Source organism: Megamonas hypermegale, assembly GCF_900187035.1.
In the GTDB taxonomy this organism is placed as follows: domain Bacteria; phylum Bacillota; class Negativicutes; order Selenomonadales; family Selenomonadaceae; genus Megamonas; species Megamonas hypermegale.
In genome coordinates, this window is sequence record NZ_LT906446.1 from 900,325 (window position 1) to 926,148 (window position 25,824).

Genomic DNA, 25,824 nt, shown 5'->3' on the forward strand with positions numbered 1-25,824 from the left:
ATAGTAATCACAATGAATTACTATTATTATTTAATTAAAATCCTAAAAGGGTGCCTACCTGATAAACAATGAGCGATACAATCCAAGCCAGTACGAAGTTGCCGATTGCGGAAACGAAGAACCATTTCCAGCCACCCGCTTCCTTCTTAATTGTGCCGAGAGCCGTCATGCACGGAGTGTACAGCTGGGAAAATACCATGAAGGCAAGTGCCGACATTGTAGTGAATGCAGCCTGGAAACCGCTGCCTGCTACCATGCCGATTGCATCAACCGCTTCAGTATCCGGGCTTAAATCAGGCAAGCCGTACAAAATACCCATTGTGGAAATAACGGCTTCTTTTGCCATGATACCGGTTAAAACGGCAGAGCCCGCTTCCCAATCGCCGAAGCCGTGGAACACGAACAGCGTGGACATCCAGCCGCCGAGCGTTGCGAGGAAGGACTGGGACATATCGTCCACCATACCGCTGAAATTGTAGCTGCTCAGGAACCAGATAAGTACGGACATTGCAAAGATGATTGTACCGGCTTTAACGAGATAGCCTTTACCTTTATCCCAAGTTTCCAGAAGAACGGTCTTCATATCAGGAATGCGGTACGGCGGAAGTTCCAGAACGAAACTCGTATCGTCTTTACCGAATATGGTTCTGCTCAAAATACTGGAAGCAATGATTGCAACGACGATACCTACAAGATACATGGCAAATACAACGTCATCAGCATTTGCACCGAAGAAGATAGCACCGAAAAGCGCCATTACAGGAAGTTTTGCACCGCAAGTCATAAACGGAGTTACTAAAATCGTAATCATACGGTCTTTTTCACTGTCAAGTGCTCTCGCACCCATAATACCCGGAACGGCACAGCCGAAACCGCAGATAATCGGCATTAATGCTTTACCGCTGAGGCCTGCCTTTCGCATAATCGGGTCCATAACGAAAGCGACACGCGCCATATATCCCGTACCGTCGAGAAAACTCAAACAGAAGAACAATGTAAAAATAAGCGGTACGAATGTAAGCACGCCGCCGACACCGGCAATGATACCGTCGCATACAAGAGAATGCAGCCAGTCGGCAACCCCGAGACTTGTAAGAGCCTCATCAGCCCAGCCGTAAAAATCTTCATTTATAAGTACATCAAGTTCATCAGCAATCGGCTGGCCAATCCAAGTAAATGTAATTTCAAATACGAGATACAGTGCCAATACTAAAATCGGCAAAGCGATAATACCGTTGGCTAAAACCTTATCAATTTTTTCCGTTATGCCGCTGCCGACATTTTCACGGGTAACGGTCTGAGCCACGATTTTATCGATAAATGCATAACGTGCTTCAATAATCGCTTCTTCCAGCTGGTCGGCATTATGAATAGTTGCACGCAGCTGTTCGATATTTTTAATATGTTCTTCCACTTGGTCGGAATTTTTGTACTGACTCATTACAGTGGAAGTAAATACATCCAATAATTTCTTCGTGGATTTTTTGCTGCGACCGTTCGTTTCCACAACAGGCATTCCAAGAGCTTTTTCCAATTTACTTGTGGAAATTTTAATACCTTTACGTGTGGATTCATCAATCATATTGAGGTCAATCAGTACAGGAATACGGCGTTCCAGAAGCTGCAGGCATAAAAACAGATTGCGTTCGATATTCGATGAATCGATAACGTCAACCACAATATCCGGTTTTTCTCCTGCCAAATAACTTTCTACAATTCGTTCTTCCGGTGAACGGCCGTTTATGCTGTATGTACCAGGCAAATCCATTACAGAGATTGCTCTGTCGTTATGTCTAGTATAGCCTACCTTTTTATCTACGGTAACACCCGGCCAGTTACCGATTTTCTGTCTAATACCGGTCAACTCATTAAAAATCGTCGATTTACCCGTATTAGGATTACCTGTCAAAGCTACAGATAAAGTTGCCATTTATTCATTCCTCCATTCAATTCATTATGCAATCTGAGTAACTGTTATTTTAGCTGCATCAGATAAACGAATAGACATATTAAAAGAACGCACGGATACAGCGAGCGGGTCGCCGAGCGGCGCAGAACGCAGAACTTTTACTTTTGTTCCCTTCACCATACCCATGCTCATAAGACGTTCCTTCAGTTCTGAAGCTTCAATCGCTTCCACTTTAACAACCATTCCTGGTTTAGCATCTTTCAAAGTCATTAGAAGTCAGCCTCCTATCTCAAAATAATTATCATTCATACAACATAATAATAATCACTATATCGATAATAATTATTACTTCTATTGATAACTGCATTATATAGCAAATGATAATACATGTCAATAATAATGATAAATATTTTCATAAAAATTGCAGGAAAGTTCTGTTCAGTATATTATATTGGTATAATAATTCTAAAAACGAGGTTCTTTATGAATAAATCATCCGACGAATTCATGCAAAATACAGCTGGCGGCAATATCAACAGCAGTGTTTTGCAACCTAAATTTATTTTCAACGATTATAACAGCGGCTTTAATCTTCTGACTGAGCTGCAAAAGGAACTTATAAGCTGTGAAGAGTTTTATTTCTCCGTGGCTTTTATCACGCAGAGCGGCCTTATCTGCCTAAAAGAAGTTCTGGCCCACTTAAATAAAAAAAACATCAAAGGCTGTATTCTGACTACGGATTATCTGTGTTTCACCGAGCCGAAAGCGTTGCGCGAACTACAGCAGTTTGCCAATCTGGAAATACGCATCTATACGCAAGGCAATTTTCATACAAAAGGATATATTTTCCGCCACGCCGATTATTATTCACTGATTATCGGCAGCAGCAATCTAACGCAGGGTGCGCTTAAAGCCAATAAGGAATGGAATTTAAAAGTCAGTTCAACAGAGCAAGAAGCATTCTGCCGGGATACATTGCAGGAATTTCGGCGCATGTTGGAAAATGCTGTGCCGCTGACAGACGAGTGGCTGCGCGGCTATGGGGAGCATTACCGGCAAAAGCAAAAAAGTTTTCCTGTAAAGCAGCCGTTTCCCGCTAAATTTGCACCGAATAAAATGCAGACGGAAGCACTCGCTTCACTGGAAAAACTGCGCCAATCGGGACAGACGAAAGCGTTGCTCATCTCCGCCACCGGCACGGGCAAAACCTACCTTGCCGCCTTCGCCGTACAGGAAGCCGCGCCGCGCCGAGTTTTATTTCTCGTACACCGCGAGCAGATTTTAAAGCAGGCTGCGCAGACTTTCCGGCATGTTCTCGGCGATATCAATATCTGTTTTTTATCGGGAACGCATAAAGATTTTGCCGCATCGTATCTTTTTTCCACCGTTTCCATGCTGACGAAAGAAGAAATTATGACGCAATTCGCGCCGACGTATTTTGACTATATCATTATCGACGAAACACATCGCGCCGGCGCGGCAAGCTACCGCAAAATCCTCGACTATTTCCGGCCGCAGTTTTTACTGGGCATGACGGCTACACCGAGCCGCAGCGACGGCTTCGATATTTATAAACTTTTCGACTACAATATCGCTTATGAAATTCATCTGAAAGAAGCCATGCAGGAAGATATGCTCTGCCCTTTCCACTATTTCGGCATAACGGATATCACGATTGGCGGCAGGGAAATTGATGACGTCTCCGCATTTACTGAACTGACGGCCGATGCTCGCATCGAACATATTATCGGCAAAGCGCAGTTTTACGGCTGGTGCGGCGAGCGCGTCAAAGGACTTGTATTCTGCCGCAATATCGAAGAAGCGCGCCTTTTATCGCAAAAATTCAATGATAAGGGATTTTTCACTGCCGCACTGTGCGGCGAGGACAGACAGGAAACGCGCGAGACGGCTATTTCCCGCCTGGAGCAAGACAAGCGGCGCGGCGGGCTCGATTATATTTTTACGGTGGATATCATGAATGAAGGCATCGACATTCCTGCCGTAAATCAGGTAATCATGCTGCGCCCGACGAAATCCTCCATCATCTTCGTACAGCAGATGGGCCGGGGACTGCGCAAATATCTGCATAAGGATTACGTCGTAATTCTCGATTTCATCGGCAATTATCAGAACAATTTTCTGATACCGATTGCACTGTTCGGCGACACTTCCTACAATAAAGATACAATACGCCGCTGCGTCGCGGAAGGCAGCCGCCTTTTGCCCGGCTGTTCCACGATAAATTTCGACGAAATTTCCCGCCAGAAAATTTATAACGCCATCGACAGCGCCCGTCTCAGTGATGCGCTACTGCTGAAAAACGAATATCTAAATCTGAAGCAGAAACTCGGCCGTATCCCGCGCCTTGACGATTTCGCCAAATTCGGCAGTATCAGTATTATAAAATTCTTTGACAAATTCGGCTCCTATCATCATTTCCTGCAAAAATACGATAAGGATTATACTATCCAGCTGACGGCCGAACAGGAAGAAATCTTTGCTTTTGTCTGCCGCCGTTTTGCCAAAGGCAAACGCATTTTCGAGATACTGGCACTGCAAATACTGCTCGATACGCCGCACAAATTTTTAGCCGAACTGCAAAACACCCTGCTGGCGGATTATCATCACGCTTTAACAGAAAACGAAACAATCTCCGTTATCAATAATTTGACTAATGAATTCACGATTGCCAACGAGCGGGAAAAATACCGCCACTGCGTATTTATTGAGCCGCAAAATAACGATTTTGTCATTGCCGCCAATTTTGCACAGCATTTACAGTCGGCCGATTTTAAACATCTGCTGCAGGAAACTCTCGCCTTTGCACGGCAGCAGTATAAACAACATTATGTCAATCATTATCGTGAAACAAATCTCGTTTTATATGAAAAATACACCTATGAAGAAGTGTGCTATCTGCTGAACTGGCCCGGCAAAATCAATCCGAACGCCATGGCAGGTTATTTTTATGAAAAAACGACTCATACCATGCCTGTATTCATTAATTACATTGCTCCAAATAAAAAACGCGTCGATTACGCCAATGAATTTTTGAGCAATGATATGATTACTGCTTTTTCTAAAGCAAATCGCAAACTCAATTCTACTGACGCTCAACATATCTATAATGCAAAAAAAGAACAAAATAAGCTGTATTTATTCGTTCGCAAGCCAAACGAAGATAAAGAAGCCAAAGAATTTTATTTTCTCGGTGAAATTTCAGCTATCGGTGAGCCAGAATACGCTGAAAAATACAATGGATTTAAGGTAATTTACAAACTGCATACGCCAGTTCGCGAAGATATTTTTGACTATTTTTCCCATTAAATTATATTTAATATAAAAAAAGCTTCTGTTTATAAAGTCTTATCGAAACTAAATAAACAGAAGCTATATTATTTTTTATACTTATTTACGATTAAAAGCGCGATGTGCTATATCTTTTCTGTAGTATACATTGTCAAATTTTATTAAATCAATGTTTTGGTAAACTTTATCCACAGCAGATTTAATATCATCACCGATATCTACAACGCCGAGTACACGACCGCCATTTGTCACGATTTTATCATCTTTTTTAGCCGTTCCTGCATGGAATACGAGAAGTCCAGCGTCTTTTGCTTTATCAAGTCCTGTAATTTCATCGCCTTTATTGTATTTTGCAGGATATCCGCCAGCACTCATTACAACGCAAACAGCAGCTTTATCGCTCCATTTTATCTGCATATCAGCTAAAGTGCCATTTACACAAGCGAGCATGATTTCACCTAAATCGCTTTCCAATAAAGGAAGCACAACTTGTGTTTCAGGGTCACCAAAACGAGCGTTGAATTCAACTACTTTTGGTCCTTCACTTGTAATCATGAGTCCTGCATACAAACAGCCTTTGTATTCATGTCCTTCTGCTTGCATTGCATTTATTACAGGTTCAAGAATTTCTTTTTGTACGCGCTGCATTATTTCAGGTGTTACAACTGGTGCTGGTGCATATGTGCCCATACCGCCAGTATTTGGTCCTTTGTCGCCATCAAGTGCACGTTTATGGTCTTGTGATGGTATCATAGGTACGATAGTTTTGCCATCAGTGAATGCCAATACAGAAGCTTCTTCGCCTTCCATAAATTCTTCAATAACAACGCTGTTACCTGCACTACCGAATGCTTTATCGCACATGATTTCATCGATAGCATCAAGAGCTTGCTGAAGTGTTTCTGCAACAATTACACCTTTACCAGCAGCTAAGCCATCAGCTTTGATTACGATTGGCGCGCCTTCTTGTTTAATGTATTCTTTAGCTTTATCTGCATCAATAAATACTTCATATTTTGCTGTAGGAATGTTGTATTTTTTCATAATCGCTTTAGAAAATGATTTTGAACCTTCAAGCTGTGCAGCTGCTTTTTGTGGGCCAAATGCTGGGATATTGACTTTTGCCATATCATCTACAATACCATTTGTAAGCGGAACTTCTGGGCCAACAACTACTAAGCCGATGTTTTTTTCCTGCGCTAATTTAACGAGGAAATCATTGTCTTCCACTGAACCTGGTATACATTCAGCTACATCTGCCATACCTGGATTGCCTGGTACTGCATAGATTTTATCTGCAATTTTGCTCTGTGCTAATTTCCATGCAAGTGTATGTTCACGACCGCCACCGCCGATAACTAAAATATTCACAAAAAATCCTCCCTTATCTTTAAAGAAAAGAAGGCGCACTTAATTAGTGCTTCTTTATAGCAGATATAAGTGCGCCGATTTATTATTATTTATTTAACTGCTGAGCAAGATATTCTTGAATACATTCATCATAATGAGCTGTATGATTAAAAGCTTCTTGAGCGAGTTGCATACGGAATTTACCTGTAGTGCAACCATCTTTAGCTACCATTTCAGCAACTTCATCATAATGAGCTGGATTTACTACAACTGTAACGAATTTAAAATTTTTAGCAGCAGCACGAATCATTGCAGGTCCGCCGATATCAATGTTTTCTACTGCTTCAGCCAAAGTTACATCTGGTTTAGCAATTGTTTCACGGAATGGATACAAATTTACTACAACTAAATCAATTGGCTGAATGTGGAATTTCTGCATCTGTGCTTGATGACTTTGGTTGTCACGTACTGCTAAAATTCCGCCATGAATGTATGGATTTAAAGTTTTTACACGACCATCCATAATTTCTGGAAATTTTGTTACATCGCTAACATAAGTAACAGGAATACCTGCTGCATCGATAGCGTGCATTGTTCCGCCAGTGGAAATGATTTCTACACCAGCTTCATGCAATTTACGAGCAAATTCAACAATACCTGTTTTATCAGATACACTCAATAAGGCTCTTTTTATTGGCATAATAAAGCCTCCTCTTTTAATCTATTAATCGTCAATTGTTACATGGCGACCATTTACATGAATTTTTCCTGCGAGATATAATTCTATAACTTTAGGATAAATAATATGTTCTTGTTCTAATACTCGAGCGGATAATGTTTCTTCTGTATCATCATCAAGTACTGGAACAGCTTTTTGCATAATGATGGGACCGCTGTCCATGCCTTCATCGACAAAATGCACTGTGCAACCAGATACTTTTACGCCGTAAGCCAATACATCGCGATGAGCATGAGCACCACCAAATGATGGCAAAAGTGAAGGATGAATATTCATGATGCAATTTTTAAATTCATTTACAAAGTATGGACTTAAAATGCGCATAAAACCAGCTAAAATAACGAGTGTTACACCATGTTCTTTTAACTGTTTTACTAATTCACGTTCAAATGCATCTCTATCATCATATTTTTTGCGGTCAACGCAAATTGCTGGAATACCAGCTTTTTCAGCACGCTGAAGTGCCATTACGTTTGGTTTATCAGTTAAAACCACGCCGATTTTTGCTTTAATCTGTCCTGCTTCTACAGCATCGATTATTGATTGCAAATCGCTGCCACGACCGGAAGCTAATACGCCAAGTACAGCATTATTCATTGAAAACGCCGCCTTTAACTTCAACAGTTTGATTGCCTTCGACAACTTCACCAATGATATAGGATTTTTCGCCTTTAGCAGCTAAATCAGCTTGAATGGATTTTGCATCTTCACTAGATACGAGTAAAATCATACCAATACCCATGTTGAATACGCGATACATTTCATGCCAATCTACATTGCCCCACTGTTGTAAGAGTTTAAAGATTGCTGGCATTTCCCAAGCATCAGCATTAACGCTTACGCCTGTGCCTTCAGGTAATATGCGGGAAATATTTTCATAGAAACCGCCACCTGTTACATGTACCATACCATGGATATCGTATTTTTCGATTAATGGAAGACATACGGAAGGATATAAACGAGTAGGTGTCAAGAGTTCTTCGCCTAATGTTTTACCACCGAGTTCATCAAATTTTTCACTGCCATCAAAGCCTTTAACTTCAAAGCAAATTTTACGAACTAAGGAATAACCATTGGAATGAACACCGCTAGATGGAATACCTACAAGAACATCGCCAGCTTTAATTTTATCACCAGTGATGATTTTGGATTTATCAACTGCACCAACTGCAAAGCCAGCGATATCGTATTCACCATCGGAATAGAAGCCAGACATTTCAGCTGTTTCGCCGCCGATTAATGCACAGCCAGATTCTTTACAAGCATTAGCTACGCCTTTTACTACAGTTGCCACCTGCTGTGGGTCTAATTTACCAACAGCTAAATAATCTAAGAAGAATAATGGTTCTGCGCCTTGTACAAGAATATCGTTTACGCACATAGCAACAGCATCTTGACCGATAGTATCATGTTTGTCAAGCATGAATGCTAAACGAAGTTTTGTACCAACGCCGTCTGTACCAGATACGAGTACAGGTTCTTTATATTTACCGCTATTTAAAGCAAATAAACCGCCAAAGCCGCCTAAATCTCCTAAAACTTCTGGACGATATGTTGCTTTTACGCTATCTTTAATGAGTTTTACAGAATAATTTCCTGCATCAATATCTACGCCAGAATCACGATAGGTAAGATTTGTCTGTTTATTTTCAGCCATTTTGACCTCCAAAATATATCATTTCCAAAATATATTACTTATGGCGCTGTTCAAATACGTATTTATCAGCACCAGTTACCGTTTCTTTTGACATTTCAATAGGATATGCATTGTTAAAGCATGCATAACACATATCATCTGGATTAGCTGTAGTGAGTGAAGCTCTAAGACCTTCCAGAGATAAGAAATGTAAAGAGTCTGCCCCGATATATTCACGAATTTCTTCTACTGTTTTCGTTGCAGCAATAAGTTCTTTACGTACGGAAGTATCAATTCCATAATAGCAAGGATAGCCGATTGGTGGAGAACTTACGCACATATGAACTTCTTTAGCGCCTGCTTTACGCAACATTTTTACGATTTTACCACTAGTTGTACCGCGTACAATAGAGTCATCAACCATGATTACAGATTTGCCTTTAACAGCTTCTTTAATTGCATTGAGTTTCAAGCGAACAGCTGTATCACGTTTTTTCTGTGTTGGTTGAATAAATGTACGTCCGATATAACGATTTTTTATTAAACCTTCACAGTATGGAATGCCTGATTCATAAGCAAATCCAGATGCAGCAGTATTACCAGAGTCAGGTACAGAAATAACTATATCGCCTTTGAATTTACTTTCACGAGCAAGCATTCTACCCATCATAAAACGAGCAGCATGTACGCTTTGACCATCAATTGTACTGTCTGGACGAGCAAAATAAATATATTCAAAAATACAAGAAGCTCTTTTTTGTGGTTTTACACATTCATAAGACTTAAGTCCATCATCATCCATTACAACCATTTCACCTGGTTTAACATCTCTAATGAACTCAGCACCTACAACGTCTAAAGCGCAAGATTCAGAAGATACAACCCAAGAGCCTTCTTCTGTTTTACCAATACACAATGGACGGAAACCTTGTGGGTCTCTAAGTGCAATAAGTTTATTTTCTGTCATAATAGTTAAGCAATAAGCACCTTTTATCTGTGCTACACTTTCTATTATTTTTTCTTCAATAGTAGATTTACGAGAACGAGCAATAAGATTAACAATAACTTCTGTATCAATAGAAGTTTGGAAGATTGTTCCCTGTTCTTCTAAACTACGGCGGATTTCAGCAGCATTAGTTAAATTACCATTATGTGCTAAACTGATTTTTCCACCACAATAATTAGCGATAAGTGGCTGAGTATTAGCCAATAAGCTAGACCCCGTAGTGGAATAGCGTACATGACCAATTGCAATATATTGATTTTCCATATGAGGAAGTTGATGACGGAAAACTTCATTAACAAGTCCCATACCGCGATTTACATCCATCCATGCGCCATCAGTTATTGCAATACCTGCGCTTTCTTGTCCACGATGTTGAAGAGCATATAAGCCAAGATAAGTAAGCATAGATACGTCCTCTGTACGGGAAAATACACCGAAAACGCCACATTCTTCTTTCCATTTATTTGACGTAATGTCAACCATTAGTTCTTTTTCTCCTATACTAATATTAAATACAAATAAAATAAGTTACAAACGGATATATTATTTAACTACTTCACCAGTTAAGCGATGTAAAACTTCTTTATAAGCATCTTCGACATTACCAAGGTCACGACGGAATCTATCTTTGTCGAGTTTTTCATGAGTTGTGCTATCCCAGAAACGGCAGTTATCTGGAGATAATTCATCACCAAGAAGGATTTCACCATTATATCTACCAAATTCAAGTTTGAAATCGATAAGGTCAATGTTTTTAGTTACGAGATATTTAGTCATAATGTCATTGATTTTTAAAGACATTTCTTCAATCTGTTTGAGTTCTTCTTCAGTAGCCCAGCCCATAGCTAAGATATGATAACGGTTTACCATTGGGTCACCAAGGTCATCGCATTTGTAGCAGAATTCAATAACTGGACGAGACATTTTTACGCCTTCTTCAAGACCAAGACGTTTTGCAAGGCTACCAGCTGCAACGTTACGAATGATAACTTCGAGAGGAACGATATCTAATTTTTTAACGAGAATTTCACGGTCATTTAAAACTTTAATGAGATGATGTTTAATGCCTGCTTTGCCTAATAAATCAAAGAAGAAATTAGTAATTTTGTTATTTAAAATACCTTTATCAGCAATTGTGCCTTTTTTTGCACCATTACCAGCAGTAGCATCATCTTTATAATAAACTAATAATTCATCAGGATTTTCAGTTGCGAATATTTTTTTAGCTTTGCCTTCATATAATAATTTATTTTCCATGTTGTTGAAACCTCCAAAAGTCATTATTAAAATCTAATCTATAAAGTTTAACGTTTACTTTTTATTTTTCTAATTGAGCTGCCACTTTTGCAGCTTTTGCTTCTACTTCTTCAACCATCTTAGCACGATATTCTTTAAGTGCTTTTTTCAAATTATCATCACTAATAGCAAACATTTCTACAGCAAAAATAGCAGCATTTTTTGCTCCATTAATTGCCATTGTTGCTACCGGAATACCGGATGGCATCTGTACTGTGCTTAAAAGAGCATCCATACCATTAAGTGGTGTTGCATTAATCGGTACTCCAATTACAGGCAATGTGGTATAAGATGCAATAACTCCACCTAAATGTGCAGCAGCACCAGCGGCAGAAATAAATGCGCCAACGCCTCTTTCTTCAGCAGAAGAAACTAGGTCACGGACTTTGCCAGGGGTACGGTGCGCAGAAGCTACGATTACTTCTGTTTCAACATTGAACTGATGTAATAAATCAACAGCCGGTTTTAAAATGGGAAAATCAGAATCACTGCCCATTACTACAGCTACTTTCATTTAAATCATCAACCTCCTGAGTAGTTTAAATATTAAGGGTTACATATTAACTATAACAGAATAAGTTTAAAACTTCAATTATGTCACTAGTAAAATTTAACATTATTTTTACAATATGTATGCAAGTTTACATTTTTCATCCACTATTTAAAATAAAAGATATCTTAACTTTATAAATTTTAGCTATAAATATTGATAGACACAATTAATATTAACTGTTATAATTAAAGTCATTATATAGAGTTAGCCTAATCATATACAAATGTAAAAACAATTATGATTTTATACACTATATAAATACATAAATACTTTAGGAGGATAACAATGGCATTAATTGTAAAAAAATTTGGTGGCAGCTCTGTTGGTAGCACTGAAAAAATAAAAGCTGTTGCTCAACGTATTTTAGATGAAAAACAACCCGGCGACAAAATTGTTGTTGTCGTTTCTGCTATGGGTGATACTACTGACGATTTAATTAAATTGGCTAAAGGTATTACAAAAGACCCATATCAATATACTCGTGAAATGGATATGTTGCTTACTACTGGCGAACAGGTTTCAATTTCTCTTTTAACTATGGCTTTTAAAGCTTTAGGACAAAAAGCTGTATCTCTTACAGGTTCTCTTGCTGGTGTAAAAACTAATTCCGTACACACTAAAGGAAAAATCAAAGATATCCAGCCTAAACGTATTTTCGATGAACTGGATAAAGGCAATATCGTCATCGTTGCTGGTTTCCAAGGCTGCAATGAACTCGGCGACCCTGTAACACTCGGCCGTGGTGGTTCTGATACTTCTGCTGTTGCCCTTGCTGGTGCAATGAAAGCTGATGTATGCGAAATTTATACAGACGTTGATGGCGTTTATTCCGCTGACCCACGTGTTGTAAAAAATGCTCGTAAAATGAAAGAAATTACTTATTATGAAATGTTGGAAATGGCACGTCTCGGTGCTGGCGTTATGCAGCCACGTTCCGTTGAAACTGGCCAGATGTACAATATACCAATTCATGTAAGATCCACATTCACAAACAAACCAGGTACAATTATTAGGGAGGAATATACAATGGAAGAAAAAGAGTTTATTATCAGAGGAGTTGCAGATGATACTAATGTAGCAAAAATCGCTGTACTGGGTATTCCAAATACTCCTGGTATCGCTTACTCTATCTTCTCCAAACTTGCTGAAAATAATATCGACGTTGATATGATTGTTCAAAGCATCCGCAACGTAGAAAAAAATGTTACAGATATGGTATTCACTACAACACTTGATGACCTCAACAATGCAAAACAAATCATCGATAAAGTAGCAGACCAATTAAATGCTGTTGCAGTATTGATTGAAACTGATGTTGCTAAAGTATCCATCGTTGGTGCTGGCATGCTCGGCAACCCTGGTATCGCATCTAGAATGTTTAAAGCTTTATCTGAAAACGGCATCAATATTGATGTTATCAGCACTTCTGAAATCAGCATTTCATGCTTAATCAAAGCTGAAAAAATCAAAGAAGCTGTAAACGCTATTCATAACGAATTCTTCAAAGATTAATATTTGCACTTCATAATAAATATTTAGTTCTAAATAAATCGTAAAATAGTTTGTATTCGCTTGATGGTATCTCACCTCTTCAATACAAACTATTTTATTATAAAGTATAATAAATAATTCAATTTAGAAGGGAGTAACTTCATGGATTATATCAGTACAAGAGGCGGTGGCAACGCTGTAAGTGCAGCACGCGCAATCATAAAAGGCTTAGCTACAGATGGTGGTCTTTTCGTTCCACAAACAATTCCATCTATCGATAAAGATTTCATACAATCCTTACTTAATTTATCTTATCAAGAACGCGCTAAAAAAGTTCTTTCATTATATTTAACAGATTTTACTAATCAAGAAATAAACGACTGCGTTGAAAATGCTTATGGCAATAATAAATTTGATACAGATAAAGTCGTTCCTACAGTTCAAGTAGAAGACAACAATTATTTATTAGAATTATGGCATGGCCCAACGAGTGCTTTTAAAGATATGGCACTTCAACTTTTGCCACAATTTATCTCTACTTCATTAAAAAAACTCGGCGATAAAAATGAACTCGTAATCCTCGTTGCCACTTCTGGCGATACTGGAAAAGCTGCTCTTGATGGCTTTAAAGATGTGCCTCAGACAAAAATCATCGTATTTTATCCACAAGAAGGCGTCAGCAAAATTCAGCGCTTACAAATGCTCACTCAAGAAGGTAACAACGTTGCTGTTGTAGCTGTACAAGGTAATTTTGATGACGCTCAAAGCGGTGTAAAACAGATTTTTAATGATACTTCTTATAATGAATTGTTAGCACAAAAAGGCTTCCAGCTTTCTTCCGCTAATTCCATTAACTGGGGTCGTTTACTTCCACAAATCGTATACTATTTCAGTTCTTATGCTGATTTAATAAACATGGGCAAAATAAAATTGGGCGATAAAGTCAATTTCACTGTACCAACTGGTAATTTTGGTGATATTCTCGCTGGTTTTTACGCAAAATGTATGGGACTGCCTGTAAATCGTTTAATCTGTGCTTCTAATGCTAACAATGTTTTAACCGACTTTTTAACAACAGGTACTTACGACAAAAATCGTGAATTCTTTAAAACAATTTCTCCATCTATGGATATTTTAATTTCCAGCAACTTAGAAAGATTGCTCTACCACATGACAAAAGATACTGAAAAAGTAAAAAAATGGATGCAACAACTTCAACAAGATGGAAAATATACTGTAGATGATGCTACATTAAAAGCTATTCAAGAAACTTTCTGCGCTGGCTATTTAAATGATACAGATACCATGGATTGCATTAAATCTGTATATGCAAAAGATAAATACGTTGCTGATACTCATACAGCAGTTGCTTGGCAAGTTGCACAAGATTATACAGCAAAAACAAATGAAACCATTCCAATGGTCATCTTATCAACTGCCAGCCCATATAAATTCAATGATAGTGTTTTAACCGCTTTAGGTGAAGATATTGCTGATAAAGATGAATTTGCGCTCTTAGATAAATTAGCACAAATAAACAAAGACCCAATTCCACAAGGACTTGCTAAATTAAAAACAGCACCTATTTTGCATAACAAAGTTTGTGAAAAACAACATATGATAAATAGTGTAAGTGAATTTTTAAATATTTAATATAAAAATTAGAGCTATTGATGTATAAAAAAATAATATATCAATAGCTCTAGTTTTTTGTTTTACAAGGTAAATCAATAAAATTTTTCTATCTATACATACACATATTTTTTACATAAATTTTACAAAAGCTTAACATTTATTTAACAACATTAATAGGTGATAATATATCGCCTATTCTTTTTTATTATGCTATAATAGTATTCAGCAGCTGCACTGACGACTTATCAGCTGTATATTTTTGTGTATATTTTTATATTTGATTGTAAAAATTAACTTTACTTGATATTTACGTTAATTTCATATGATGAGAAGTCAACAGTGCCGTTATTTTGATGAATATTATAGAAAGGATTAGTTACTGGTATTACTTTCGTAGTAATATGTACCGGAAAAGCCGGGATTTTAAGCTTGGGGAGTATTGCATCAAACATTAATAATCTTAATGGATACGATGAACTGAGAATATAGTTTACTATTACATATGTATTTAAGTATAAAAAAATATATTATATAATAAAAAACTATGACAGTAACGCAAACGCATGTTCAGTTTTTTCAAAAAAAAGGATACGGAATTTTATGATTTGTTTTTGACAAGTGCAAATTATTTTCATGAAAGCGCTCTTTTAATTAACAAAGTTATGTCAGGAGATAATGGTGCTGATGCTGGCTTCTTAGATATTACAGAAATCGAGCACAATGCTGATGCTATCAATGACAAAATCATCGACAAATTAAACAAAACATTCATTACTCCAATTGACCGCGAAGATATTTATGCTTTAGCAAATGGATTAGATGACGGTGTAGATTTTCTTCAAGGCACTTTACAACGTGCTATGATGTATCATCTTAAAGAAACGAGTGATGCAGCGATTTCCTTGTCCCAATTACTTATTAAATCTACAACAGAAATTGTAAATGCTTTTTCTATGTTACATGAAGTTACTAAACATGAACACGAAATTTTAGAATGTACTTATAAAATTAGCAAATTCGAAAGCGAAGGGGACCGCATTTATCGCAATGAAATTGCTTATTTATTTGAAAACATCAAAGACCCTATTGAACTCATAAAATGGAAAGATGTTTTAGATTATATAGAAGATACCTTAGACCATTGCGAAAAATTGTCTGACTTATTGAGAGGCGTGGTAATGAAGTATGCATGAGTTACAGTTTCTCATTATAGCAGTCATTGTACTTGCTTTATTATTTGACTTTATAAACGGCTTCCATGATACAGCAAATGCTATAGCTACCTCTGTATCAACTAGAGCCTTAAGACCTAGAACAGCCATTATCATGGCAGCTTTTTTGAATTTTATCGGTGCTATGTACAGTACAGGCGTTGCTAAAACCATCGGTGGCGATATCGTAAAATCAGCCAATCACATTGATGAACACATCATTGTAGCAGCTTTAATTGGTGCTATTGTTTGGAATTTATTCACTTGGTGGATTGCGATGCCAAGTAGTTCTTCCCATGCTTTAGTAGGTGGTATTATCGGTGCTGTTCTCGTTTCTACCGGAGCTATTGGTCTTAACTTTTGGGGAATTGGTAAAATCGTTCTTTCTTTGATTTTATCACCAGTAATAGCAATAATATTCGGTTTTATTGTCATGAATATATTTTTCCTGCTATTCGGTAAATATCGACCGTCATCACTTAACAATAAATTTAAACGTTTGCAAATCATAACTGCTGCCACAATGGCATTTTCTCACGGTTCAAATGATGCGCAAAAATCAATGGGTATCATTACTTTAGCCCTTTTAAGTGGTGGATATATTGATGTATTTGAAGTTCCTTACTATGTAAAAATCTTAGCGGCAACTGCAATGGCTTGTGGTACTGCTATTGGTGGTTGGAAAATCATCAAAACAGTCGGTGGTAAAATCTTTAAACTTCAACCAGTTACAGGTTTCGCAGCTGATTTAAACTCTTCCATCGTTATTTTTTCAGCGACTTTATTATCCTTGCCAGTAAGTACAACACATGTTGTTTCTGGTTCTATCATGGGTGTAGGTAGTGCTAAACGCGTTGGCGCAGTACGATGGGGCACAGCACAACAAATGCTCATGGCATGGGTGCTTACAATTCCATGTACAGCTATTGTCGGTGCACTTGTTTATTATTTAATGTGCTTTGTATTTGGACTATAAATAAATATAAAATAAGCCAAATGATGTATTTCATTTGGCTTTTATTTTTTGTTATAATAAGATTAATGATATATTTACATAAAAATTTTATACAGTAATCAATATTCAAGGAGGGATTTATATGCTTCTTCCCAAAAAATATCCACTAGTAGAAATTGCAAAACAAAAACAAAAAGAACACAAAGCTTTAATAACAGCTGTAAAAATCGACAATGTATTACGCGATTTACAAACAGATATAACACCAAATTCGCAAATAGAATTCATCGATATGACTCAAGAAGATGGTGTTTTAGCTTATCAGCGCAGTGTTTTATTCATCATGATAGCTTCTGTCAATCTTTTATATCCTGATAAAGAAGTCGTTGTCGAACATTCAGTAAACAATGGCGTTTATTGTGAACTTTTGCCTAAAGGCGATTTAACAGCTGAAAAAGTAGCAAATATTGAAGCTAAAATGCGTGAATTTATTGAAAAGAAAAAAGATATTTACAAAGTATCTCTACCACGTGAAGATGTTATCGCATTATTTCGTGAATCACAACAAATAGAAAAATCAAAATTAATTGAAACTTTAAAACAAGATGTAGTCAGCTTATACTATTGTTCTGGTTATTATGACTATCTTTATGGCCCAATGTTATATAATACCTCCTTATTAGATAAATTTGCACTTGATTTTTACAATCCAGGATTAATTTTACGTACACCACTAAAAGATAATCCTGATGAAGTTCCTCCAATGATGAAACAGCGTAAACTCTCGATGATTTTATCTGAAGCTGACCGCTGGGCAGATATATTGAAGTGCAATTATGTGACGAATTTAAATAATTACATCAAAGAAAATAGAAGTGGCGATATCATTCGCATTTCGGAAGCTTTACATGAAAAAAAGATAGCTCAAATTGCTGACCATATCGTTGAAGATACAGAACATTTACGTTTAATCTTAATTGCAGGGCCTTCTTCATCAGGCAAAACAACATTTGCGCAAAGACTTAGAATTCAACTCCTTGTAAACGGACTTAATCCTACATCTATTTCCCTTGATGATTATTTTCTCGATAGAGAATTAACGCCAAAAAATGAACATGGTGAATACGATTTTGAATCACTCTATGCCTTGGACTTAGACTTATTCAATAAACATATGTTAGCACTATTAAATGGTGAGGCTGTAGAAATACCTGTATATAATTTTGCTACAGGATACCGCGAATGGAAAAATCATATTGTACAAGTAGAAAAAAATCAACCTATAATCATCGAAGGTATTCATGGCTTAAATGATGAGCTGACAAAAGCTATACCCAATAATATGAAATACAAAATATACATCAGTGCTTTAACTCAATTAGCTATCGATGGGCACAATCGCATACCGACAACAGTAGCACGCATTATTCGCCGCATTGTCCGTGACAATCAATTTCGTGGGGCACATCCACTTAAAACAATTCGTCAATGGAGTGAAGTACGCAATGGAGAAAATAAAAATATCTTTCCTTATCAAGAAAATGCAGATGTAATGTTTAATTCTGCCCTCATTTATGAACTTGGTGTATTAAAAAAATACGCTCGACCACTTTTGATGAAAATAGATGCTAACTTACCTGAATACAATGTCTCTAAGCGATTGATAGATTTCCTTGATTATTTTGATGATATTTACAACGAAGATGATATTCCAAATAACTCCATACTTCGGGAATTTATCGGCAAATCTTGCTTTTTCTAAGTAATCTTATAATACAATAAAAATACAAAATCTGTATAAATCACATTTATATTTTATTACTATTTATCATTTACAACTTCAAAATCAATTTGTTTTGGACTCTAAATATATATTTAGAGTCTTTTTTTATAATAACGTAAACATCATTTAATTTTTATATATCGCGTTCACTTATCACTAAAATACCTTTATCTTTTATCATTTGAGCAAAAATACCATTGCCTTCAATCAATTTATGGGAAAATGTTCCATCATAAATGTATTTACTGCCACATGTTGGACTATTAGCTTTTAAAATAGCTAAATCAATTTCTTTATCCGCAATATCTTGCATAGCTTTTTTAGCACTATTCATATACAGCTCTGTCATATCCACTTTATCTTTTGTGATAATCTTATCGTTTGATATTTCAACAGGCTTACGTGGCAATGGCAAATTTGCTAAAATTTCTGGGCAAACTTTAATAACATTTTTGTTTTTGACTAAATCTACTACATTTTGATTATAATTATTTCCACCATTATATTTACAATTATCACCAAGTAAACAAGCACTCACTAAAATATTTTTACTCAAATAAATTTTTAACCGATTGACAACAATTTTATCAGCTTCTAACCAATTTACACTATCTAAATCAGACAAAGTCAACCATTTAAATTTACTATGAATTGCCTCATTCAGTTCAAATTTTTCTGTTGTACAAATATAACAATCCATTTTCATATGAAAATCAGGATAATCATATTCTATTGAAGTAAAATATTCTGATATTTTTATTTCAGCATTTAATTCTTCTCTTAATTCTCTTTGTAAAGCAATTTCTGGCTGTTCATCTATGTTTACTTTTCCACCAGGAAATTCCCAAAAACCTTTAAGATTGCCGTAATTTCTCTTTGCCGTTAAAATCTTATCTTTATCTCGTATTATTGCTGCTACTACATGGATTTTTTTCATAAATATTCACTTTCCTGTCATTTATTTTATATACAATTTTATGGTATTTATTCACAAATACTAATTACAATTAATAATATACCATACTTATTCTACCATAAAGATTTTTATAAAATAACAACAAATACAAAGTTTACAACTTGACATTTATAAAAAATCGTTATAGACTAAAAATCACGCTGTTAAAAATATATGTAAAAAAATAATTATACTTAATCAAAAAAATAAAGGTGGTCTTATTTTATGGCGAATACTGTATTTTTACCAAGCTATACTATAGGTGGAGATGCTTATAAAGAAATAAATAAGATTTGTACTCCTTATGGTAAAAAAGCTGTCGTTATCGGTGGTAAAACAGCAATTTCTAAAGCAAAACAAGCTTTAGTTGATGCAATTCAAAATACTGATTTAGAAATTATTGATTTTGTTTGGTATGGTGGAGACTCCACTTATGCTAATATCAATGCATTAGCTGAAAATCCAAAATTCCAAGAAGCAGATATGGTATTTGCCGTAGGTGGCGGTCGTGCAATTGATACTTGCAAAACTCTTTGCGATATGAAAAATAAACCTGTGTTTTCTTTTCCAACCATTGCATCTAACTGCTCTCCTGTTACAGCAGTCTGCGTAATTTATGATGACGAAACACATGCTTTTAAAGAATTATACTTTCCGAAAAAAAGCCCTATTCATTGTTTTATCAATACACAAATCATCTCTGAAGCTCCATATAATTTCATTTGGGCTGGTATTGGCGATGCTTTATCTAAACAATATGAAGCAGGTTTCTCTTCTCGTGGCGATGAACTCGACCATACAAATGGTCTCGGCGTACAAATCAGTAAAAATTGCTCAACTCAATTGATAAAATACGGTTTTGATGCTTTAAATGCAGTTAAAAATCATAAACCAAATCATGCACTTGAACAAGTCGTGTCTATAATAATTGTCAGCACTGGTCTTGTATCCGTACTTGTAATGAATGACTATAACAGTTGTCTTGCTCATTCCATCTATTACGGTTGCACAATGCTCAAAGTTTGCGAAGAAAAACATTTACACGGTGAACTCGTAAGTTATGGTGTATTAATTTTATTGCTCATGGATAAACAAGAAGAAGAATTTAAAAAAGTATTTAACTTCAATAAATCAGTTAATTTGCCAACATGTTTAAAAGATATCGATATAAACACTGAAGCAGATTTAAATACTGTATTAGATAAAACTATGACAACAAATGATATCGTACACGTTCCATATAAAATAACACGTGAAATGATTTATGATGCTATAATGCAGCTTGAACAATATAATAAAGAACATAAATAAAAAAATATATTTTTTATTTCATTTTAACAATAAAAATAAAAAATACAAAAAAATACAAAATAAACCACTAGACAAAAATAAATACTTATGATACTATTAAAAGCGTCAACATTATAGATTTTAGGCAATGGGGCCTTATGAAAAATCTGTATATCAATTATATTATATTTAGTCTTTTTATATATTTTATATATGTAGGGGGTATAGTATATTGGTATTTTTACAGGGCGTTTTCATATGGCTTTTTTTATTTTCTATAACCTATTTAAAAATTATGATTTAGTAAAGGTAGGGTTTTTTAATGAACGATTTATTATACGTTATTCCCGCAAATTCCACAAAGGAAGATATTATTGCTACATTAAAACAACATCCGGAAATCAAATTCGTATCCTTAGTTGGTATTGACTTAGCTGGTAACGATACGGATGAAAAAATTCCTATGCGAATTTTCTTGGAAGATATAGACGCATTTTATAACGGTTCTGCTGTTCAAACTGACGGTTCTTCCGTTGTTTTGACAGGTATCGCTACATTAAACAATGCAAAAGTAGATATGCCTATTGACCCGACTGTTAACTGGTTTGTTGATTATAACATGGAAAGCTATGACGAAGAATTGGAAAAACCAATCGGTACACTTCGTATCCCTGCTGCTCTTATTCATGAAGGTAAAGCAGTTGACTCCCGTTCTGTATTAGCTGAAACATTAAATTATGTAAAAAAAGGTTTATTAAACTTATTTAAAGAATATCCTACAATCTCCGGTCTTGAACATATAAATGGTGCAGATGTTAAAGATATCGTATTTACTTCTGCTACAGAACTTGAATTCTGGGTTAAAACTCCACTCAGTGATGCAGATATTCCTGAAATGTCCGCTTCTCAGGTTATGCAAGAACAATATTGGCAACGTACTCGTGGTTCCGTACGTACTGCACTTGAACAGTGCGTATTAGCTCTTGAAGCTTATGGTCTTTCCCCTGAAATGGGCCATAAAGAAGTTGGTGGTATGAAAGGTCATATGGACAGCGATGGTAACATGAGCCATGTTTGCGAACAGATTGAAATTGACTGGAAATTCGCTGATGCTTTACAAGCTGCAGATAATGAACTCGCTGTTCGTATTCTCGTAAAAGAAATCTTCCGTGAAAATGGTCTTGAAGTTATCTTCAAAGCAAAACCAATGATCGGTCTTGCTGGTAACGGTGAACATACTCATATTGGTATGGGCGCTATCATGAAAGATGGTTCTTTCGTAAACCTCTTTGCTCCAACTGATATGAAAAAAGATTTCATGAGTGCTATCGGTTATGGTGCAATCATGGGTCTTCTCAAAAACTATGAAGTTATCAACCCATTTGTTTCCGCAACAAATGACTCTTTAAATCGTTTGAAACCAGGCTTTGAAGCTCCTGTATGTATCGTTACATCCTTAGGTCATAATCCAGCAGTTCCTTCCCGTAACCGTACAATCTTAGCTGGCCTCGTTCGCGATGTTAATAATCCAAAAGCAACTCGTTTTGAACTTCGTGCTTGCAACCCATACACTAACACTTATTTAGTTCTTGCAGCTATTTATAGTGCAGTTTTAGACGGTGTTAAATACGCTGCTTCTAAAACAACTACTGAACTTCTTGAAGAAATCTCCAAACAGCCAGGCGAAACAGCTGGTTACCTCGAAACTGACCGTGCTTATCGTGCTGAAGATGATGTATTTGAAGATTACACAGAAGAAGAACGTAATCAGCGCTTTGGCGTTCATCCTGCAACAGTTTGGGAAAACCTCTCCAACCTTTCCAACTATCCAGAAAAACGCAAAGTATTAACTGCTAGCGGCGCACTTCGTGACCAAATCATCGACGCTTTTGTTAATGGCGAATTAATTCGTTGGAAAACTGAACTTATCAGCCGTATTATTCCTGAAAATCGTGCTCTTATCAGCAAATTTAAAGAAATTAAATCTGCTTATGTAACTGACGAAGATTCTTATAACTGGAACAAAATCAATCGCTATCGTTATTATCTTGCAAAAGATAGCATTGACCAAAAATCCTTATTCACTCAGCTTATCAAAGCTTTGAATTCTGATGATTTTGCAACTGCTTCCAGCTTACAAGTTGAAATGTACGATAAAATGGAAGAATTAAAAGCTCTTTATGCTTCTTATAAAGACAACATGATTTGATTAGATTAAGCATTTAATTAAAGATTATAATATAGAAAGGGCTATCACTTTATTTACAAGTGGTAGCCTTTTTTATAACTAAGCTTTTACTTTATATTATTTTATATCTGTAATTTATTTTTTTCATAAACATCATAAACAACCACTATAATAAAAATGTTGACAAATAGTATTTTTTTATTTATGATAATGAATAGCAATTAAATAGATAACTCATCAAGAGCAATTGAGGGACTGGCCCGATGACATTGCGGCAACCATTGATAATTTATTTATCAAAACGGTGCCAAATCCTTTAAGTAATAACTTAGAAGATGAGAGCAATCTTTCACTCTCTCTTTTAAGGGAGTTTTTTTTATGTTATTTTTTAATTGTATAAATACAATTTTTGGAGGTTCATAAATGACTAATAGAATGTTATTCACTTCTGAATCTGTTACTGAAGGTCATCCTGATAAAGTAGCAGACCAGATTTCTGACAGTATCCTTGATGCTATTTTGGCTAAAGACCCTAACGGTCGTGTAGCTTGCGAAACTTTTGCTATGACAGGTCAAATTCACATCGCTGGTGAAATATCCACTAACTGCTATGTAGATATTCCATCTATCGTTCGTGAAACAATTCGTAAAATCGGTTACACAAGAGCAAAATTTGGTTTAGACTGCGAAACTTGCGGTATTTCCATATCTATCGACGAACAATCCCCAGATATCGCTATGGGCGTAGATAAATCTTTGGAAGCTAAAGAAGGTCAAGCTAATGAAGATGACCTCGGTGCAGGTGACCAAGGTATGATGTTTGGCTATGCTACAAATGAAACTCCAGAATACATGCCTCTTCCAATCGCTCTTGCTCATAAATTAGCAAGACGCTTGACTGAAGTTAGAAAAAGCGGTGAACTTTCCTACCTTCGTCCAGACGGAAAAACTCAGGTTACTATCGTTTATGAAAATGGTAAACCTGTTGCTGTAGATACTATCGTAATTTCTACTCAACATGACCCAGATGTTACTTTAGAACAAATCAAAAAAGATATCATCGAAAAAGTAATCAAACCTGTTGTTCCTGCTGATTTATTAACAGCTGACACAAAATACTTCATCAATCCTACTGGTAAATTTGTTATCGGTGGTCCACAAGGTGATACTGGTCTTACTGGCCGTAAAATCATCGTTGATACTTATGGCGGTATGGCTCGTCATGGTGGCGGAGCATTCTCCGGTAAAGACCCAACGAAAGTTGACCGTTCCGCAGCTTATGCAGCTCGTTATGTAGCTAAAAATATCGTAGCTGCTGGTCTTGCAGATAAATGCGAAATTCAGCTTGCTTACGCTATCGGCGTTGCAAAACCTGTATCTATCAGCATCAATACATTCGGTACAGGCAAAATCAGTGAAGACGCTATCACAAAACTCGTACAAGACAATTTTGACCTTCGTCCAGCTGGTATCATTAAAGAATTAGACTTACGTCGTCCAATCTACGCTCAAACAGCTGCTTATGGTCATTTTGGTCGTACAGATGTAGACCTTCCTTGGGAACATACTGATAAAGCTGAAACATTAAGAAAACAAGCTGGTTTATAATTTTATATCAATAGTAAAAAAAACTTCTGACTATATTTTGTCAGAGGTTTTTTTTTATTATCTATAACGATGATGTCTAGGTGGTGGCGGTGGTGCATCTGGTCTTCTATGATCATCTTTCCATCTATGCTGTGGAGGAGGTGGTGTTCTTTTCCAACTAGGTCCTTTATGATGAGATGGAGGAGGTGCCTCTATTCTATGTCTAGGCGGTGGTGGCGGTGGTGCTGCTTCCGTTGTGCTAGCACTTATTACATAACCGATTGGTGTCGCCAAAAAACATGCCATAGTCAAAATACCGACAGTCTTTTTGATTTTGTCTTTCAACATACGAAAAACTCCCTTCATTAATATTTACATATGAATATTATTCGTCTTACAAACAGCTTTATCCTTCAAAAATATATAGTTTAATGATTAATATCTATATTCACCGTAACCAGCTAAACCGCCCGGGAATACGGACGGGTCTATATATCCCTGCTTTCCGTCCATATACAGCGTTATCCACTGATGCGACCATTCATTTTCATTCACGTGTACATATTCATAACCCATAAAATCCAAAACTCTACCCATAGCCCGTACCATTCCGGCGCAGGTCATATTACCTGAAATAAACACACCATACGGTGAACGATAATATTTGTTTTCGTCATTACCGTATCTGCATTTTGCACCGTAGGCGGTTACTATTTCCGCTGCTGCCCGTACTTTTTGCAAATCCGTTGTATATGCGGAATTGGACATAACTTCATCCGCTATGGATTTTGCAATAGCATCAGCTTGCGCCGCCTGCTCAGCGGTGATGGTGCTTCCGTAATAATCATGAGCGGCGGCAACAGAAAATCCATTGAAAGAAAATACCACCATTAACGCCAATACAAACACTAATTTTTGCATAAAAATCACT

The 25,824-nt window shown here is 36.4% G+C and carries 21 protein-coding genes and 1 riboswitch; of the genes, 9 read left to right on the forward strand and 12 right to left on the reverse strand.

Translation table 11 applies throughout. The annotated features are described in order from the left end of the window. Positions 1-34: 34 nt before the first annotated feature. Together feoB and CKV65_RS04235 are read right to left on the reverse strand one after the other, a co-directional pair. Positions 35-1,930: a ferrous iron transport protein B gene (gene feoB / locus CKV65_RS04230; protein WP_027890716.1), complete on the reverse strand. Its 1,896-nt coding sequence runs from the start codon at positions 1,928-1,930 to the stop codon at positions 35-37. Between the two features lie 24 nt (positions 1,931-1,954). Next, complete coding sequence (locus tag CKV65_RS04235; RefSeq protein WP_027890717.1) at positions 1,955-2,179, reverse strand: FeoA family protein; 225 nt, start codon at positions 2,177-2,179, stop codon at positions 1,955-1,957. A gap of 213 nt (positions 2,180-2,392) precedes the next feature. Between CKV65_RS04235 and CKV65_RS04240 the strand changes: the two genes are divergently transcribed. Then, positions 2,393-5,236, forward strand: a complete 2,844-nt coding sequence (locus CKV65_RS04240; RefSeq protein ID WP_095197685.1) for a DEAD/DEAH box helicase — start codon at positions 2,393-2,395, stop codon at positions 5,234-5,236. A gap of 81 nt (positions 5,237-5,317) precedes the next feature. Here CKV65_RS04240 and purD read toward each other — a convergent pair whose 3' ends face one another. From purD to purE, 7 genes are all read right to left on the reverse strand, one after another. After that, positions 5,318-6,589, reverse strand: coding sequence for a phosphoribosylamine--glycine ligase (gene purD / locus CKV65_RS04245; protein WP_027890719.1), 1,272 nt, complete (start codon positions 6,587-6,589; stop codon positions 5,318-5,320). A gap of 85 nt (positions 6,590-6,674) precedes the next feature. Continuing rightward, positions 6,675-7,268: a hypothetical protein gene (locus tag CKV65_RS04250; RefSeq protein WP_027890720.1), complete on the reverse strand. Its 594-nt coding sequence runs from the start codon at positions 7,266-7,268 to the stop codon at positions 6,675-6,677. A 24-nt stretch (positions 7,269-7,292) separates the two neighbouring features. Then, entirely contained in the window at positions 7,293-7,904 is a 612-nt protein-coding gene (purN, locus tag CKV65_RS04255; RefSeq protein WP_027890721.1) for a phosphoribosylglycinamide formyltransferase, read from the reverse strand. Beyond that, on the reverse strand, positions 7,897-8,964 hold the full coding sequence (gene purM, locus CKV65_RS04260) for a phosphoribosylformylglycinamidine cyclo-ligase (protein ID WP_027890722.1): 1,068 nt from the start codon (positions 8,962-8,964) through the stop codon (positions 7,897-7,899). Before purM ends, purN begins: the two co-directional genes overlap by 8 nt. Positions 8,965-8,998: 34 nt before the next feature. Next, a complete protein-coding gene (gene purF / locus CKV65_RS04265; protein WP_027890723.1) occupies positions 8,999-10,432 on the reverse strand; it encodes an amidophosphoribosyltransferase in 1,434 nt (477 codons plus the stop codon). A gap of 60 nt (positions 10,433-10,492) precedes the next feature. Then, positions 10,493-11,206, reverse strand: coding sequence for a phosphoribosylaminoimidazolesuccinocarboxamide synthase (purC, locus tag CKV65_RS04270; protein ID WP_027890724.1), 714 nt, complete (start codon positions 11,204-11,206; stop codon positions 10,493-10,495). 61 nt (positions 11,207-11,267) lie between these two features. Then, positions 11,268-11,759: a 5-(carboxyamino)imidazole ribonucleotide mutase gene (gene purE / locus CKV65_RS04275; RefSeq protein WP_027890725.1), complete on the reverse strand. Its 492-nt coding sequence runs from the start codon at positions 11,757-11,759 to the stop codon at positions 11,268-11,270. A 324-nt stretch (positions 11,760-12,083) separates the two neighbouring features. Between purE and CKV65_RS04280 the strand changes: the two genes are divergently transcribed. The 5 genes from CKV65_RS04280 (at position 12,084) to CKV65_RS04300 (ending at position 18,852) form a co-directional block, all read left to right on the forward strand. Next, positions 12,084-13,310 carry an aspartate kinase gene (locus CKV65_RS04280; RefSeq protein ID WP_027890726.1) on the forward strand — a complete coding sequence of 409 codons (1,227 nt, stop codon included), beginning with the start codon at positions 12,084-12,086 and terminating at the stop codon, positions 13,308-13,310. Between the two features lie 141 nt (positions 13,311-13,451). Then, positions 13,452-14,942 carry a threonine synthase gene (thrC, locus tag CKV65_RS04285; protein ID WP_027890727.1) on the forward strand — a complete coding sequence of 497 codons (1,491 nt, stop codon included), beginning with the start codon at positions 13,452-13,454 and terminating at the stop codon, positions 14,940-14,942. Positions 14,943-15,487: 545 nt separating this feature from the next. Further along, on the forward strand, positions 15,488-16,117 hold the full coding sequence (locus CKV65_RS04290) for a DUF47 domain-containing protein (RefSeq protein ID WP_027890728.1): 630 nt from the start codon (positions 15,488-15,490) through the stop codon (positions 16,115-16,117). Next, the gene (locus CKV65_RS04295; protein WP_027890729.1) at positions 16,110-17,111 is read left to right on the forward strand and encodes an inorganic phosphate transporter; all 1,002 of its coding nucleotides are present in this window, start codon (positions 16,110-16,112) and stop codon (positions 17,109-17,111) included. Before CKV65_RS04290 ends, CKV65_RS04295 begins: the two co-directional genes overlap by 8 nt. Before the next feature lie 121 nt (positions 17,112-17,232). Then, positions 17,233-18,852 (forward strand): nucleoside kinase, encoded by a 1,620-nt coding sequence (locus CKV65_RS04300; RefSeq protein WP_027890730.1) that lies wholly within the window; start codon positions 17,233-17,235, stop codon positions 18,850-18,852. A gap of 154 nt (positions 18,853-19,006) precedes the next feature. Here CKV65_RS04300 and CKV65_RS04305 read toward each other — a convergent pair whose 3' ends face one another. After that, positions 19,007-19,810, reverse strand: a complete 804-nt coding sequence (locus CKV65_RS04305; protein WP_036254959.1) for a 2-thiouracil desulfurase family protein — start codon at positions 19,808-19,810, stop codon at positions 19,007-19,009. Positions 19,811-20,053: 243 nt separating this feature from the next. On the opposite strand from CKV65_RS04305, the gene CKV65_RS04310 reads away from it, so the two are divergent. The 3 genes from CKV65_RS04310 (at position 20,054) to metK (ending at position 24,914) form a co-directional block, all read left to right on the forward strand. After that, a complete protein-coding gene (locus CKV65_RS04310) occupies positions 20,054-21,139 on the forward strand; it encodes an iron-containing alcohol dehydrogenase family protein (RefSeq protein ID WP_027890731.1) in 1,086 nt (361 codons plus the stop codon). A 301-nt stretch (positions 21,140-21,440) separates the two neighbouring features. Further along, complete coding sequence (locus tag CKV65_RS04315) at positions 21,441-23,327, forward strand: type I glutamate--ammonia ligase (RefSeq protein ID WP_027890732.1); 1,887 nt, start codon at positions 21,441-21,443, stop codon at positions 23,325-23,327. A gap of 210 nt (positions 23,328-23,537) precedes the next feature. Then, positions 23,538-23,648, forward strand: a riboswitch (SAM riboswitch). Between the two features lie 81 nt (positions 23,649-23,729). Then, the gene (gene metK, locus CKV65_RS04320) at positions 23,730-24,914 is read left to right on the forward strand and encodes a methionine adenosyltransferase (RefSeq protein ID WP_027890733.1); all 1,185 of its coding nucleotides are present in this window, start codon (positions 23,730-23,732) and stop codon (positions 24,912-24,914) included. A gap of 57 nt (positions 24,915-24,971) precedes the next feature. On the opposite strand, the gene CKV65_RS04325 is transcribed toward metK, so the two are convergent. Together CKV65_RS04325 and CKV65_RS04330 are read right to left on the reverse strand one after the other, a co-directional pair. Next, positions 24,972-25,241, reverse strand: a complete 270-nt coding sequence (locus CKV65_RS04325; protein ID WP_027890734.1) for a hypothetical protein — start codon at positions 25,239-25,241, stop codon at positions 24,972-24,974. Between the two features lie 87 nt (positions 25,242-25,328). Beyond that, complete coding sequence (locus tag CKV65_RS04330) at positions 25,329-25,814, reverse strand: hypothetical protein (RefSeq protein ID WP_051177651.1); 486 nt, start codon at positions 25,812-25,814, stop codon at positions 25,329-25,331. Positions 25,815-25,824 lie beyond the last annotated feature (10 nt).

Bases quoted from the DNA above. Each gene is read 5' to 3' on its own strand.
- CKV65_RS04315 (WP_027890732.1), top strand. From the start codon at position 21,441: ATGAACGATTTATTATACGTTATTCCCGCAAATTCCACAAAGGAAGAT.
- CKV65_RS04325 (WP_027890734.1), bottom strand. From the start codon at position 25,241: ATGTTGAAAGACAAAATCAAAAAGACTGTCGGTATTTTGACTATGGCA.
- CKV65_RS04280 (WP_027890726.1), top strand. From the start codon at position 12,084: ATGGCATTAATTGTAAAAAAATTTGGTGGCAGCTCTGTTGGTAGCACT.
- CKV65_RS04240 (WP_095197685.1), top strand. From the start codon at position 2,393: ATGAATAAATCATCCGACGAATTCATGCAAAATACAGCTGGCGGCAAT.
- feoB (WP_027890716.1), bottom strand. From the start codon at position 1,930: ATGGCAACTTTATCTGTAGCTTTGACAGGTAATCCTAATACGGGTAAA.
- purC (WP_027890724.1), bottom strand. From the start codon at position 11,206: ATGGAAAATAAATTATTATATGAAGGCAAAGCTAAAAAAATATTCGCA.
- CKV65_RS04305 (WP_036254959.1), bottom strand. From the start codon at position 19,810: ATGAAAAAAATCCATGTAGTAGCAGCAATAATACGAGATAAAGATAAG.
- CKV65_RS04310 (WP_027890731.1), top strand. From the start codon at position 20,054: ATGGCGAATACTGTATTTTTACCAAGCTATACTATAGGTGGAGATGCT.
- thrC (WP_027890727.1), top strand. From the start codon at position 13,452: ATGGATTATATCAGTACAAGAGGCGGTGGCAACGCTGTAAGTGCAGCA.
- CKV65_RS04235 (WP_027890717.1), bottom strand. From the start codon at position 2,179: ATGACTTTGAAAGATGCTAAACCAGGAATGGTTGTTAAAGTGGAAGCG.
- purE (WP_027890725.1), bottom strand. From the start codon at position 11,759: ATGAAAGTAGCTGTAGTAATGGGCAGTGATTCTGATTTTCCCATTTTA.
- purF (WP_027890723.1), bottom strand. From the start codon at position 10,432: ATGGTTGACATTACGTCAAATAAATGGAAAGAAGAATGTGGCGTTTTC.
- CKV65_RS04250 (WP_027890720.1), bottom strand. From the start codon at position 7,268: ATGCCAATAAAAAGAGCCTTATTGAGTGTATCTGATAAAACAGGTATT.
- CKV65_RS04330 (WP_051177651.1), bottom strand. From the start codon at position 25,814: ATGCAAAAATTAGTGTTTGTATTGGCGTTAATGGTGGTATTTTCTTTC.
- purM (WP_027890722.1), bottom strand. From the start codon at position 8,964: ATGGCTGAAAATAAACAGACAAATCTTACCTATCGTGATTCTGGCGTA.
- CKV65_RS04290 (WP_027890728.1), top strand. From the start codon at position 15,488: ATGTTCAGTTTTTTCAAAAAAAAGGATACGGAATTTTATGATTTGTTT.
- metK (WP_027890733.1), top strand. From the start codon at position 23,730: ATGACTAATAGAATGTTATTCACTTCTGAATCTGTTACTGAAGGTCAT.
- CKV65_RS04295 (WP_027890729.1), top strand. From the start codon at position 16,110: ATGCATGAGTTACAGTTTCTCATTATAGCAGTCATTGTACTTGCTTTA.
- CKV65_RS04300 (WP_027890730.1), top strand. From the start codon at position 17,233: ATGCTTCTTCCCAAAAAATATCCACTAGTAGAAATTGCAAAACAAAAA.
- purN (WP_027890721.1), bottom strand. From the start codon at position 7,904: ATGAATAATGCTGTACTTGGCGTATTAGCTTCCGGTCGTGGCAGCGAT.